This window comes from Enterococcus sp. DIV1083b, from assembly GCF_051713705.1.
GTDB classification, from domain to species: Bacteria; Bacillota; Bacilli; order Lactobacillales; family Enterococcaceae; genus Enterococcus_D; species Enterococcus_D casseliflavus.
On sequence record NZ_JBIOQJ010000002.1, the window covers coordinates 1 to 13,842 of the forward strand.

The following is a 13,842-nucleotide window of genomic DNA, read 5'->3' on the forward strand; positions in this document are numbered from 1 at the left end:
GAAATTCTGATATACTCCTCTTCATTTTCGCGAACAATATAGTTTAGTTTACCAATATCAAATAAAAAAGCTGAAATAGCACCCAAATCTTTCGAAAATTGTCCTCCTCTGCAGTTGAGCTCAATCATACCATCACGAAGTTTAAAATAGTCTTCCCATTTACCTAAGCGAATTTTTGAACCCGTTAGATAATTATATCCATTGACAATAGCTGTGTTAAAAGGAGGAAAAATGGTGGGTTCAAGAAAATATAAAATGTTTGCGACAGCGGGACCAAGCCCTCTGATTTTCTTTTCTGTTAGAATATTTACAGTTAATAACATTTTTATTTCTTGATTAGCTTTAAGAATTTGATCAAGACAATGTGAAAAAGCTAACTGATTTTCCCTATTTTCATAAATATCTGGAATTCTCAATTTAGGTTTCCACATAAATGCATGTTTGGCTCCTTTAAAAATTTCTGTTTGTTCTGCAATTACATCCATTATGTCCTCTAATGCTGAATTTTTAAAGTCTGTTGGAAAGGTTCCGTTATTGACATGTTTGATAAATAGTTGTACATATTTTCTAACTCTTTTAAACGCTCTCAAGCGTTTTTCACTTTTTATAAACCAAGTTTGATAAAGTAAATTTTCGCGTGTTTTGTATTGATTAAATACATCTGTTAAATAAGTATTATCCACTGTAATGATAACCACCATCCCTATTAATATCAATTATTAATATTTTTATAACCTAGTCATCTCTAATAAAACGTGCTACATGCAACATTCCTAATATAATCAATTATAACGATAGTAGTTACTTTGGCCTGATATCTATGACTTTTCTTATTAAAAGTCTAGTTCGGCTCCATTCTGTAATCAATGTAAATGTAGGATTTGTATTATTTATTAGTCATACTAATAAATTAATGGATTCTCTTCTATTCCTAAAATTTCAACAATCAATTTATGAGGTAAACATATACTCATTTCCCCTGGTCTACTAATCCAGCCTGTATGAACAGCAATTTGATCAGGACTATTATCTTCTTTTACCCTAATTTTCCCTGGAGCTACTTCAATAATATTGTATTTCCCTTTTTGAGGATAATATGTTTTTTCTAAAGACTCACTAACTTGTGATAAGTTAAATTTGTCTACGACTTCTCCATCTATTTTAACAACTGCAATTACATCTTTACTTTCTCTATTATTTTCATTTTTATTAGTATCAAATAGTAAATATGGTAAAAATGATGCCATAATGACTCCAATAATAATGAGATAGTCCCAAGGTTTCGTAAGTCTCAATATTTTATCCACTAAATTCGTTCTCCTATATTAACTTTTGATATCATACTTTACAGTTGTGTGAATTTTATGTAGATATGTTTCTACTCCACAAAATCTCCATAAGTTTTAGTTATTTTAAATCTGTCTATTAAATTGAAATGTAGCATATGGATCCTATTACTTTTTGTATAGTAATTCCAATTTCAGTTCCTAATAGAACCTGTAATACACATAAAAATAGAGAGGAGAATATTTGTAAAATATTTCTTCACAATTAAAAATAAGGGAAGTGAAAAATCAATTTGAAAAAAATAATTATATCTACCTCGGTCATTGTGTTTTCGCTATTTTTTAGTAATAGTATATTAGTTAAAGCGCAGACTATTGAGGAAAAAATTAAAGAAAAAAATGATAAAATTGAAACGATTGTGAAAGATCAAAAATCAGCTAAAATTTATCTTACTGATTTAGATAACAAAATAACTCAGCTAGAAAATGAATATCAAAAAGTGCTAAAGGAAAAAAACACATCTGAGAAAAAACTTACCGAAATTAATCAAAAAATTACTACTCTTGAGGAAAAAATACACCTTAGAAATAAACTTATCGAAGAACAAGCTCGGAATGCACAAGTAAATCAAAAAAGTGACTCTATAATATCTGTCATGGTAAACGCTGAATCATTATCAGATGCAGTCACAGCAGCCTTTGGTATGACTAAGCTTATTTCTGCTAGTAATGAGATTATGCAGGCTCAGATAGATGATAAAGAAAGTTTAGATGAATTAAAAAAAGAAGCTGAGAAAAAAGTTATAGATGCGGAAAAGGAAACTCGCTCTCTCGAAGAGAAAGAAAAAAATCTTATAGAAGCTAAATTGAATCAAAGTATAAAAATTAATGAGATATCCGCTTCTTTGGCGACAGAGCAATCCGAGAAAGAAAAATTTGAAAATCAAAAACAAGAAGCAGAAAAAAGAAGGGAAGAGGAACTTAAAGCCCTAGCAGAGGAAAAGAAAAAAGAAGCAGAAGCTGCGGCTATTTTAAAAGCTCAAGAGGAAGAATCTGCATCTATTATAAAAGATCAGAAAAACGAAGTATCACAAATAGATGGTAACGAAGACATAGGAACAGATCAAGGAAATACTGATACGCAGGAAGAAAAACAGATCACAAATGAAACTTCGGATAAAGAATCTAACTCAGTTAATCAAGATGAGTACCAAGACAACAATAATTCTTCCAATAATAATCAGGTTCAAAGCCCTAGTTCTTCTGGTTGGGGCGCACCCGTAGCCAACATTATTGTCACAAGTCCATTTGGTGGAAGAGCTGATCCTACTGGATTCTCTGGATCTTTTCACGATGGTATAGATATGGGTGGAACTTCGTCAACGCCTATCATGGCATCTAGATCAGGAACTGTAGTGCAGGCATCCTTTGATGGATCCGCAGGTAATTACATTATTATTGATCACGGAGATGGCTACTACTCATATTACCTTCACCTAAGTAATTTTATTGCTACACTAGGCCAATCAGTGAGTGCTGGCCAGACCATTGGCACCATGGGGACTACAGGAAATTCAACTGGAGTTCATTTACATTTTGGAATAGCGACTAGCTCAAATTGGTCTGGATTCGTAGATCCTGCTCCATTTCTAGGAATCTAAAAATGATAAAAAGAATCAAGCGTATTTTTTTAAATTTACTTTTAATTACCATTTTTCTTATAGGCTTAGTTTTAATATTTAATTTTCAAATTCGATCTTACTTACTGAATAAACAAGTTCAACAATATGACATAGCAAATTATTCAAAGAAAGATTTGGAAGACAATCTGAAAAGGAAAGGAAACTTTGACTTTGATTCTGTTGAATCTATTTCAAATGAGTTAGTATTAAAAGCACAATTTAAAAATAGTGATTTACCTATAATAGGTGGTATCGCTATACCCGATGTAAAATTATCTTTACCCATATACAAAGGCTTAGACAATATTTCACTACTTTCTGGGGCTGGTACAATGAAATCAAATCAGCAGATGGGAGAACGAAATTATGCTTTAGCAAGCCATAGTGCTAAAGATAAAACTATATTATTTTCTCCATTAGAGTTTATTTCTCTAAAAGAAAAAATATATGTAACAGACTTAAAGAATATTTATATTTACCAAGTGTCTTTGAAAGAAAAAGTGGATCCATCAAAAGTAGAAGTCATTGATGATATTCCTAATAAAGAAATGATCACTCTTGTTACATGCGGGGATTTGGAAGCTGTAACGAGATTGATTGTACAAGGCACACTGATCGATACAGTTGAATTTAAGAATGCTAATCAATATATCCAATCTTTATTTAGCTAATATAAAAAGTCTTATCAGTCCTGACAGATTACGAGTAGTACTTTTTATCAAAGAAAGAAGGTGCTTTCTAAATTCAAATTGTTTTATGGTCATAATAAATTAAATAGGGAAACGAACGCGATTATAAGTTCGTTTCCCTATTTTTTATGAGTGTTTTTAATCTAATTGAAAAGAGCCCTTTTTGATCCAACCTCAAGAAAATTTTGAAAAAATCTTACTATGGAGCTAACTAGTAACGCACCCTATTTAATCAATTAGGAATTTGCTCATCTCCCCCTTGTCGTTCTATAGTTTCTAGGGAAGATTCAGACTGTGATTTTCCTAAGGAATATCCTCGTAATGACCGCAAGTAGCAATATTAATAATTGATTCCAAAACCATAAAGCAAAATTTATTTCCTACACTACTAGCAAATAACCTAGAATCACTGACCAAAAAAATTCAGCTGATTAGTATTTTCTTCATATCCCATAAACCTAAGTCTAGAGCCCGTGCCATTAAATAGATACATAGGAAACTAAAAAGAAACGCATGCCATAGATTAAACATTCTCGACGAGTAATCTGCTTTGAGAGAAAGAAAGTCGGTACCACTACAAGTGATTGTATGTCACTATATATATGCGGATAAACTGATTTTGTTGTATTAACAAAGGTTCGATTAAAATAAACTCCGTTAAAAATCTTTGCTAAGAATTTAGTAAAAAAAGTTGATTCTATCGTTTGAACAGTGTTTCGAATCCCTTACGTCAAGTAGAACAATGTGGGGAGAATAAGTGCAGCCGTCATTAATAACGCTAATAGTGCATAAACAGTAAGTTTTAGCAGCATTCGACTAAATTCCGCAATTCGAAGATGCCTTCGATACCCCACAGCAAAAAAGAATAGAACTGAAAAAAAGTAACCATATATGCAATATAAAAATTCGAAACAATCAACAGAAAAATTCACACAATGTACCGCTTCAGCAGAATGTTCTTTTCAATGAAAAAGTGGATCTCGTCAATAATTAATGGTAAAAGAAAAAAGCATCCAGCCAAATAACATTTAAAAAATAGCCAGCCATTATACCAGAAAACATATAATTCAAAGCTTGCAACAGAACCCCTATTTTCAATCACTTCTGGTTTGTCATCCAGTCGAATTTTTTCCCTTTTTGATTCGATTTGGGAATTTCCTTGTTTTTCTTTTGAACGAAGATTCCCTCGTTGCGCTAACCGATGTATTAACGTATCCTGACTTACATCTAAAAAGAAAACAGCGCCTAAATTTTGATTCTGACTTTGTAGGTAAGCTTCGAGCATTTTTGCTTGCTGAAGGGTACGTGGGTAACCATCTAGAACAAAGCCATTTTCAACATCTTTTGCTTGTAAGCGACTCTTAACCAATGAGTTTATCCACTCATCTGGAACTAGCTCTCCTTTATTCATATATTCTTGCACTCTGAGTCCGAATGTATCTTTCTCCTTGGTTGCTTCTCGTAACATTTCACCAGTTGAAATAGCCGTCAGGTGGTACTCCTCTGCGATTCTTTTAGCTTGGGTGCCTTTCCCAGCACCAGGTAACCCTAAAAGGACCAGCCTCATAATTTTTCCTCCTTATAAACTAAAAAAGGAAGAGATGATTTTTTAAATTATTTCATCTCTTCCTTTCCTGTGAAACTATTGTATTTTTACACGATAAGGTCATTCAATTATTTCATGTGCCAAATAACTGTTTATTTTGGCTCTAATTTCAATGTCATAGCATTGATGGCAACAATTACAGTCGAAAGTGACATCAAGACGGCACCGACTGCTGGAGTTAATGTTATGCCAATTGGTGCTAGTATTCCTGCAGCTATTGGGATCGCGATAAAGTTATACCCTGCTCCCCAAACAAGATTTTCTTTCATCTTACGTGTGGTCTTCTGAGCCAACTCGATAAAGGATTCAATGTCGCCAGGGTCTGACTGTGTCAAGATGACATCGGCTGAATCCAATGCTACTTGAGTTCCGGCACCAACAGCTATACCAACGTCTGCTAATGCAAGAGAAGGTGCATCGTTGACCCCGTCACCGACCATGATAACTTTCTTTCCTTCTGCTTTAAGTTTTTCAACTAATTCATATTTGTCTTGAGGAGATTGATTAGCTAGATAATCAATACCTAAAATTTCTGCAGCTCCTTGAGCCGCTTTTTCATTGTCACCCGTTGCCATAATCGGCTGAATCTTGTTCTTTTTAAGGGCTTGTATTAAGTCTTTACTTGTCGGTTTTAATTCATCCCCTAAAGCTACAGCACCGATTGCTTCGTCGTTTTCTACTAAGACACTGAGGGTTGCTCCTTTTGGAATATCCATATCCAGATTACGTCTATATGCTTTTTGACTGATTAATTGATAACGATGTCCGTTAGCTTGACCTTCTACACCAGCGCCAGAAATAACATCAATCGAATCAAAACTTACTGGACGTATCCCTTGCTGTTCTGCGTAACTAATAATTGACTGAGCGATAGGGTGACTAGATCCACCTTCGATACCTGACAATAAGGCAACGATTTCATCTTTCGTATATTTATCATTAAAGAGTTCAACATCTAATACTTTAAACTCACCAGTTGTTAAAGTTCCCGTTTTATCTAAAACTATAACATCTGCTTTTGTAGTCAACTCCAAAGCGTCCCGGTCTTTCACTAATAATCCCCGACTGGCCCCTAAGCTGGTACTACGAGCAGTCACCAATGGAATAGCCAGACCCAGGGCATGCGGACAAGCAATAACTAATGTGGTGACTGTAAAAATAACTGCCGTTGGTACATCAGCTATAACCATCCATATGACAAGGGCAATAAGAGCTACAATAACCGCAATATAAAAGAGCCATCCTGCAACTTTTTGTGCAAGATTTTCTGCTCGTGAAGATTGGCCTTGAGCTTGACTGATTAATGCCTGAACCTGAGAAATGAAGGACTTATCGCCCGTCTGTTTTATTTCCACATAGAGGACTCCGCCACCATTGGTTGATCCACCGATAACCTCATCTCCGGGATTTTTTTCAATTGGTTTCGATTCCCCAGTCACAAGCGCTTCGTTTACACGTGATTCGCCACGCTGGATCGTTCCATCTGCTGGAACATTTTCTCCGGCTTGAACACGAATCAAATCACCTACTTGCAAGTCAGCAACTGGACGAGTCTCAATCGAATCGTCTTCTAAAACAACATGAGCATCTTTCGGCACCAACTCAGCCAATGCTTTTTGCGCGTCCCCTGCTTCACCCAATGCCTTCATTTCAATCCAGTGTCCTAATAACATGATTAAAATTAACGTTGTAAACTCAAAGAAGAAGTCCATGACATGTTCTCCGGTCACATATCGAGCGGCCACTGCGTAAACACTATAGGCATAAGAAACCGTTATTCCCAAAGTAATCAAGGACATCATGCCTGGAGCTTTTGAATTAAACTCATCTTTCGCACCCATGAAGAATGGTCTTCCGCCAAAAATGTATAGAATTGTTGCCAATACAGCTGCTACAACGTCTGCATAAGGAAAGATAATTTGGAAAGGCAACTGAATATCCATCATAGGAGTAATGAGTAAGATTGCAATTCCTAATGGGAGTGACTTCAAGAAAATCTCCTTAAAGCTACCGTGATGGTGGTGGGCATGCCCTCCCATTGCGCCATGATCCATTTCACTGTGATCCATCGCACTATGATTCATCTTGCTGTGATCCATCTGACTATGTTCCATTTCATTATGGTCGTGTTTTGAGTGATCCATGTCGCCGTGATTATGATGACTATGTGACGAATGTTTTTTGTTATTCCTCATTTTTAATTCCTCCTTATTATATTAGAGACTGATTTTAAAGTTTTAGAACTTTCTCATCTAACACTGCATATAATTCTCATGAAAAGGGTTCTATACTTTATCTCTATCTACTATCTATGAATAAATGGTATTCGTACTTTATGCACTTAATACTGAATAGTTAGTTTCTGCTAAAGCAGCATTGAGTGTTTCGGTATCAATCTCTGTTTGACTTTCAAGTACTGCTTTTTTAGTCGCTAAATCAACCTCTACAGATTCAACCCCTTCAATAGCTGAAAATCTTTCTTGTACCGTGTTCGCACAACCTGCACATTTTACGCCATCTAATAAGACTTCTTTTTTCATTATTTTATTCCCCTTTTTTTTTTTTTTTATCTTCTCCTATTATATAGAATAGGAAGAAGATTAAATCCCAGATAAGCTACGTGTTTTCTAAACAACTGCTGGTTTGAATCGTCTTAAGCGTAATGCATTTAATAAAACAGAAGTAGAACTAAAAGTCATTGCCCCTGCTGCAATAACCGGGCTAAGCAATGGACCGCCAAAGGCATAAACTACACCCATCGCGAAGGGAATACCTAAAATATTGTACGCAAATGCCCAAAACAGGTTTTCCTTAATGTTTCGGATGGTAGATTTACTCAATTCCACAGCCGTAGGGACATCCATGAGGTCACTACGCATTAGGACAATATCTGCTGATTCCATCGCTACATCCGTACCAGATCCAATGGCAATTCCTACATCGGCTTGCGCAAGTGCAGGAGCATCATTAATTCCATCGCCTACCATACCTACTTTTTTGCCTTCATCCTGCAACTTTTTCACTTCGTTAGCTTTATCTTCCGGCAAAACTTCGCTCAATACACGGTCGATTCCCACCTGTTTTGCAATTGCTTCTGCCGTTCGTTTGTTGTCACCAGTAATCATGGCTACTTCAATGCCCATCTTATGCAACTTTTCAATGGCTCGTAGGCTGCTCTCTTTTACCGTATCGGCGACCGCAATGATTCCGAGAATTTCACTACCTCTGGAAATGTACATTGGCGTTTTACCTTGACTAGCCAATTCATCGGATACCTTCGCCAACTTGCCTAGTTGGACATTTCGCTCATCCATCAGTTTTCGGTTACCCAACGAAAGGGTAGCTCCGTCGATTTTTACCTCGATTCCATGACCCGGAATCGCCTCAAAAGCTTCAGTTTTCTTCAGAGACAATCCTTTTTCTTCTGCATCCTTAACTATTGCTTCCCCTAGTGGGTGTTCAGAACCTTTCTCACCGGAAGCCGCCAACATCAAGAGTTCCTCTTGAGAGATCCCTTTTGCAGTAATAATATCTGTTACCTTAGGCTTTCCTTCTGTAATGGTTCCTGTCTTGTCAAAAACAATGGTCTTCAGTTTATGAGTTGTTTCCAATGCTGTCCCACTCTTAATCAATACGCCATGTTCGGCACCTTTCCCTGTTCCAATCATGATTGCTGTAGGGGTAGCTAACCCGAGTGCACATGGGCACGCAATCACCAGTACCGAAATGGCTATGGTCAACGCGAATACCCCTGTTTGTCCAGCAAAGTACCACGCAAGCGCAGAAAGGATTGCAATCGCAATAACGATTGGTACGAAGTAACCGGAAATAATATCTGCCATCTTAGCAATCGGAGCTTTAGATCCTTGCGCGTCTTCTACTAGTTTAATAATCTGAGATAGTGCGGTATCTTTCCCAACTTTTGTGGCTCGATAATGAATCGTACCGTTTTTGTTGATACTTGCTCCAATAATCGCGTCCCCTACCGATTTTTCTACGGGGATACTTTCACCAGTTAACATGGATTCGTCTACCGACGTCAACCCCTCTGTTACCATACCGTCCACAGGCATTTTTCCACCTGGGCGCACAACAACGATGTCACCCACTGCCACTTCATCAATCGAAATCTCTATTTCCTTTCCGTTTCGTACTACCAGTGCTGTTTTTGGAGCCAATCCCATCAGTTTCTTAATGGCTTCAGATGTCTTCCCTTTAGTCAGGGTTTCTAAATACTTCCCTAGAACAATTAGGGCTAGAATAACAGCCGCTGTTTCGTAATACAATTCGTTGGCATAAGATGCCTCTCCCAAGAAAATCATGACCGTTGCAAATACACCGTAAAGGAAAGCGGCACTTGTTCCCAAAGCGATTAATGAGTCCATGTTGGGATGTCCCTTAAACAACGCTTTGAATCCAGTCTGGTAAATTTTTTTATTGACCACGACAACCGGAAGCGTCAGCAAGAGTTGAATGATAGCAAAATTTTCCGGATTCATCATCGGATCGATAAAAGCAGGTAGGGGCGCATTTACCAAATGACCCATTGCGATATAAAGTAATGGGGCTGTAAAGATGGCCGAAATCAAAAATCTCTTCCAGAGGCTCTTGATTTCATTCTGTTTCTTTTCTTGGTCTAAGTCCACCGTGTCCGCAGTTGCTCTCTCTTCATGTGCCTCATATCCCGAATCGGATACGGCCTGAGTGATATCGGAAATATTTAACCTACTTGGATCATACTCTACCACCATTTTTTCCGTGGCTAAGTTTACCGATGACGTATTTACTCCGGTAAGTTTATGAGTAGCTTTTTCAATGGTTTGTGCACAAGAAGCACAAGTCATACCTTCAAGATTAAAAGTCTTCCTTACGGTATTAGGTATTGCAGCATATCCTGCATCTGAAACGGCTTTTTGAATGTCAGCCTCCGAAAGTGACGCCTCATCAAACTGAATGCTCATTTTTTCCGTTGCAAAATTCACATTAGCGATTTTTACACCTGATAACTTCTGGGTCGCTTTTTCTACTGTTTGGGCGCAAGAAGCACAAGTCATGCCTTCTATGGTAAATGTTTTATTTTCCATCTTTTATTCCATTCCTCTCATCTTCATTCCATGGTGTTTCATATTGCATTCACATTGCCCTGGCGCACAGTGGCAACTAACTTCTTCTACAGCAGATTTTTTTTTCATTTCCAAAGCTTTTTCCAAGCGCCGTATATCATCGAAACTCAAGATGTGATCTTCAATTAAACCTTCAATTACATAACCTACCTCTTTATTGCAAATCCGACTAAAAACATCATTTGTGTAATCTTTTATGGTCTCATTTTCCTCAATTTTTGCGGAATAGATATACTTCTTCCCTTCTTGCTCAGTAGACAATGCACCTTTCTCTACCAATCGGCCTAATAGCGTTTTGATTGTAGCCTGTTTCCAATTCATTTTGTCTTCCAAAATAGCGATAACTTCTTTACTGGTGACTTTTTTATTTGCCCATACCACGCGCATGACTTCCCATTCAGCATCTGTTACGTGGGGCGGTAAGACTGTAGCAACCATCTTTCATCCTCCTCGTTTACACTCGTAAACTGTTTATTATAAGATCAATTTACATGTGTAAACGCAATTTGTCAACAACTTATTTCTATAAAAAAATCAAAGTTTTTGTCTCCTTAAAACGGCTGAATCAAGAGTAAACTCAAAAGAAGCGTTGGCAACTAGCTTCAAATGAGCAAAAAGCTAGATACAAAAATCTGATCTCCTCCTACCCCGCTGTTGACTGGAGTTACAAAGAAAAGAAGTATCTGCTTTGATTGTGTCAGTTAGATATAGATACCTTTGAAACATTTGAAGTGATACTAGATAAAATTAAACATAGCAATGAAAAAAGAGCGAATCTATGAAAGATTCGCTCTTTTTTTATTTTGTTACTTCAGTGCGACATAATTCTGGCATGCCAGCTGTAAGATAGTTTCGTGCAAAATCTAGCTCAGTGATCCATTTCTCAATGTGATCTTTCTGGATGATCAGCGGCATACGATCGTGGATAGATGAAACCGATTCATTAGGCTTGGTCGTCATTATGATCGATTCCGTTTCAAAACCTGCACCAGTTTTATGAATGCGATAAAAGCCGCCTAAATAAAAAACGTCACTCTCACTTGAAGTAAACAATAGTTTCCGCTTTTCGGAATCCCATTCGTAGAATCCAGAAAGAGGGAATACACAACGTGTTTCTCTGAAGGCTTTTGAGAAAGTTTTCTTTTCTTCCACTGTCTCCGCCCGTGCATTGATCATGAGCTGGCCTTTTTTAAATCCATGGAATCCCCACTTGGTAACGCCAGGAACAATTTTTGATTCCTGGTTGACTGCTAAGGTCACAACATGATTTGAAGGGAAAATTTCATTGTATCCAACTCGAATTTGCTTGCTGGTAGCATTGGGAATCACTTGATCATAATAGTCTTTCAATTCTCTTGATGATAAATCAAAAAAATATCTTCCACACATATTCTCCCTCTCCTTTTCTGATCTGTTTAAAAAACGTGTGTCAGAGAGCCATTCTAAGGCAATTTCAAAGTCAAATGATGGACAATGATCTTCAATCGTCGTCTGCAAAGTCCTGATAATACTCATTTTTGATTAACTCAATCTCTTTTTCTATTTTCCTCTCTTTTTTCTTTTGCTTGTTGCGAGAAGATTTTCCGTCCTGAAAATAGTCAACCTTGAACCATTTTTCCTCTTTTTTTATAGATACGTGTCGAACGTCTGTCCAATAAATCGCTTGTTCATTCAATACAAAATAGTCTTCATATGCTTCACCTAGAAATTGTCCTTCGACAGGATCTAAAAATCGCCCGAATTCGTCTTTAGTGTTTAACTGCAGCGTTATAGGTTTATGATAAAGGAAAGACTCTGAAAGTATTGTGTCGATCTCCTCACGGTTCATTAACTCCAAACCAACAACTTCTTTCGTAGCCCAGGCTTCATTTTCTAAAACGCCTTTCATCAAATCATCCATGGCGTAAGCCGTTGCCCATTTCAATCCGAATGGCCGGTCTCTGTATTGATTATAGTCCGTAAATGTTTTCTTAGTACGCTTTACCATGACCTTCAGCACCTTCAAGTCCAGACATACCGCCTGCATGCCCTCCGACAAGGCTGCTGCGAGCGATCGCACGTCCACCTTCCATTATGCTATTTGCATGAACAATCGATTTAAACCCGAATTTTTTGCGTATAGTATCTACCACATAATCGATTTTTAAGTCTTTTACTTGCTCGTCCGGATCTTCAAAGAGATCAAGCTGCAAAGCATTAGAATAAACGAGCTTTGAACCGTTTACTCCTACATTTCGAATATCCTGGTACTTGTAATGACGATCAAATATCTGCAGTAAGTAGTTTGCTATTTGTTTGCTGCTATTGGTTGCTGGCACCTTCATTTGCTCGTGAAATCCTCGACTTCCTGATCGATCGACATAACCCATTGAAAAGCCGATCCATAGAGAAATTACTTCAGCTTTCGCTCCAGATCTCCGCAATCTTGTTGCTACTTGATCAGCCATTTCTTTAATTACAATTTCTATTTCTTTTCGACGTGTATAGTCTCGGTTTAAGACTTGACTATTCCCTATCGACTTAGATTTTACTTTGTATTTCTGACCTAAGAATGATCGATCGATGCCCCAGCTGTGTGCATATAGTTGAGTACCTAAGACACCAAAATTTTGCTTCAGCTGATAGTAATTTGCGTGTGCCAGATCATGCATAGTAAATATGCCCATTCGGTTCAGTCTGATAGCTGTCCGACGTCCTATCCCCCAAACGTCTGTAATGTTTTCTACAGACCAAAGCTTTTGCTGTACGTCTTCATAACGCCATTCTGCTTTCATATCTGAATTTTTTTTACTTTCGAGGTCTAGTGCGAACTTGGCCAAGAGCGGATTGTCACCAATCCCGATCGTTGTGAAGATTCCAGTTTGTCGATAAACGTCTGTTTGAATCATTCTCGCCAGCTCTCTTGCGTCCTTTGCACCGAACAGCTTTAATGAGTCTGTAACGTCCACGAAGCTCTCATCGATGCTGTATACGGAATGATTTTGCTCGTCAGCATACTTCTTGTAAATATTGTTGATCTCCATGTTCTTTCTCATATATAGTGCCATCCTCGGTGGTGCAATCACGAGGTCTTCCGGATACGGAAAAGGAAGATCTCGTGATCGACTGACATTAGAAATTCCATAGGCTTTTTTTGCGGCCGGACTCGATGCCAGGATTAACCCACTTCCTCGCTGAGAAGGATCGTCCGAAGGATAGGACATGACAACTAACTTTGCCTTTAAAGGATTTAGTCCTCTTTCTACGCATTCTACGGATGCATAAAATGACTTACAGTCGATACAGAGAATATCTCGTGAGGGTTCTTTAGTATAGTCAAACCTTGGATTTACGCCAAATTGCATAGCCATGATAAATCCCCTTTTCTAAAAAAAAGATACGTTTTATATACATATTAGAACACATGTTCGTTTTTTTAGTCAAGGAAATTAAATGATTAAAAACAGGATCATAGAT

11 protein-coding genes and 2 pseudogenes are annotated in these 13,842 nt (G+C 37.4%); 3 read left to right on the plus strand and 10 right to left on the minus strand.

The window, feature by feature from the left end; genetic code table 11:
* Both IGI69_RS16700 and IGI69_RS16705 read right to left on the minus strand, forming a co-directional pair.
* Positions 1-701: pseudogene (locus IGI69_RS16700) on the minus strand (type II restriction endonuclease); the annotation flags it as partial.
* Between the two features lie 201 nt (positions 702-902).
* Complete coding sequence (locus IGI69_RS16705; RefSeq protein ID WP_086269508.1) at positions 903-1,307, minus strand: NusG domain II-containing protein; 405 nt, start codon at positions 1,305-1,307, stop codon at positions 903-905.
* A gap of 272 nt (positions 1,308-1,579) precedes the next feature.
* On the opposite strand from IGI69_RS16705, the gene IGI69_RS16710 reads away from it, so the two are divergent.
* Together IGI69_RS16710 and IGI69_RS16715 are read left to right on the plus strand one after the other, a co-directional pair.
* Positions 1,580-2,947 (plus strand): peptidoglycan DD-metalloendopeptidase family protein, encoded by a 1,368-nt coding sequence (locus IGI69_RS16710; RefSeq protein WP_086269507.1) that lies wholly within the window; start codon positions 1,580-1,582, stop codon positions 2,945-2,947.
* Between the two features lie 2 nt (positions 2,948-2,949).
* Positions 2,950-3,639: a class A sortase gene (locus IGI69_RS16715; RefSeq protein WP_002337548.1), complete on the plus strand. Its 690-nt coding sequence runs from the start codon at positions 2,950-2,952 to the stop codon at positions 3,637-3,639.
* Positions 3,640-4,585: 946 nt separating this feature from the next.
* Here IGI69_RS16715 and IGI69_RS16720 read toward each other — a convergent pair.
* The 5 genes from IGI69_RS16720 to IGI69_RS16740 all read right to left on the minus strand — a co-directional run bounded on the left by IGI69_RS16720 (position 4,586) and on the right by IGI69_RS16740 (position 10,824).
* On the minus strand, positions 4,586-5,224 hold the full coding sequence (locus IGI69_RS16720; RefSeq protein WP_225620708.1) for an adenylate kinase family protein: 639 nt from the start codon (positions 5,222-5,224) through the stop codon (positions 4,586-4,588).
* 131 nt (positions 5,225-5,355) lie between these two features.
* Entirely contained in the window at positions 5,356-7,458 is a 2,103-nt protein-coding gene (gene tcrB / locus IGI69_RS16725; protein WP_194185774.1) for a copper-translocating P-type ATPase TcrB, read from the minus strand.
* A gap of 138 nt (positions 7,459-7,596) precedes the next feature.
* Complete coding sequence (tcrZ, locus tag IGI69_RS16730) at positions 7,597-7,803, minus strand: copper chaperone TcrZ (RefSeq protein ID WP_002294571.1); 207 nt, start codon at positions 7,801-7,803, stop codon at positions 7,597-7,599.
* A gap of 87 nt (positions 7,804-7,890) precedes the next feature.
* On the minus strand, positions 7,891-10,347 hold the full coding sequence (locus IGI69_RS16735) for a heavy metal translocating P-type ATPase (RefSeq protein ID WP_086269505.1): 2,457 nt from the start codon (positions 10,345-10,347) through the stop codon (positions 7,891-7,893).
* Between the two features lie 3 nt (positions 10,348-10,350).
* On the minus strand, positions 10,351-10,824 hold the full coding sequence (locus IGI69_RS16740) for a CopY/TcrY family copper transport repressor (protein ID WP_029486057.1): 474 nt from the start codon (positions 10,822-10,824) through the stop codon (positions 10,351-10,353).
* 143 nt (positions 10,825-10,967) lie between these two features.
* Between IGI69_RS16740 and IGI69_RS16745 the strand changes: the two are divergent.
* Positions 10,968-11,168, plus strand: a pseudogene (locus IGI69_RS16745) (hypothetical protein); the annotation flags it as partial.
* A gap of 16 nt (positions 11,169-11,184) precedes the next feature.
* Here IGI69_RS16745 and IGI69_RS16750 read toward each other — a convergent pair.
* The 3 genes from IGI69_RS16750 to IGI69_RS16760 form a co-directional block, all read right to left on the minus strand.
* Positions 11,185-11,775 carry an SOS response-associated peptidase gene (locus IGI69_RS16750; protein ID WP_002287938.1) on the minus strand — a complete coding sequence of 197 codons (591 nt, stop codon included), beginning with the start codon at positions 11,773-11,775 and terminating at the stop codon, positions 11,185-11,187.
* Between the two features lie 91 nt (positions 11,776-11,866).
* Entirely contained in the window at positions 11,867-12,373 is a 507-nt protein-coding gene (locus IGI69_RS16755; RefSeq protein WP_029486055.1) for a hypothetical protein, read from the minus strand.
* Complete coding sequence (locus IGI69_RS16760) at positions 12,357-13,736, minus strand: Y-family DNA polymerase (protein ID WP_096711120.1); 1,380 nt, start codon at positions 13,734-13,736, stop codon at positions 12,357-12,359. Before IGI69_RS16760 ends, IGI69_RS16755 begins: the two co-directional genes overlap by 17 nt.
* Between the last annotated feature and the right edge of the window lie 106 nt (positions 13,737-13,842).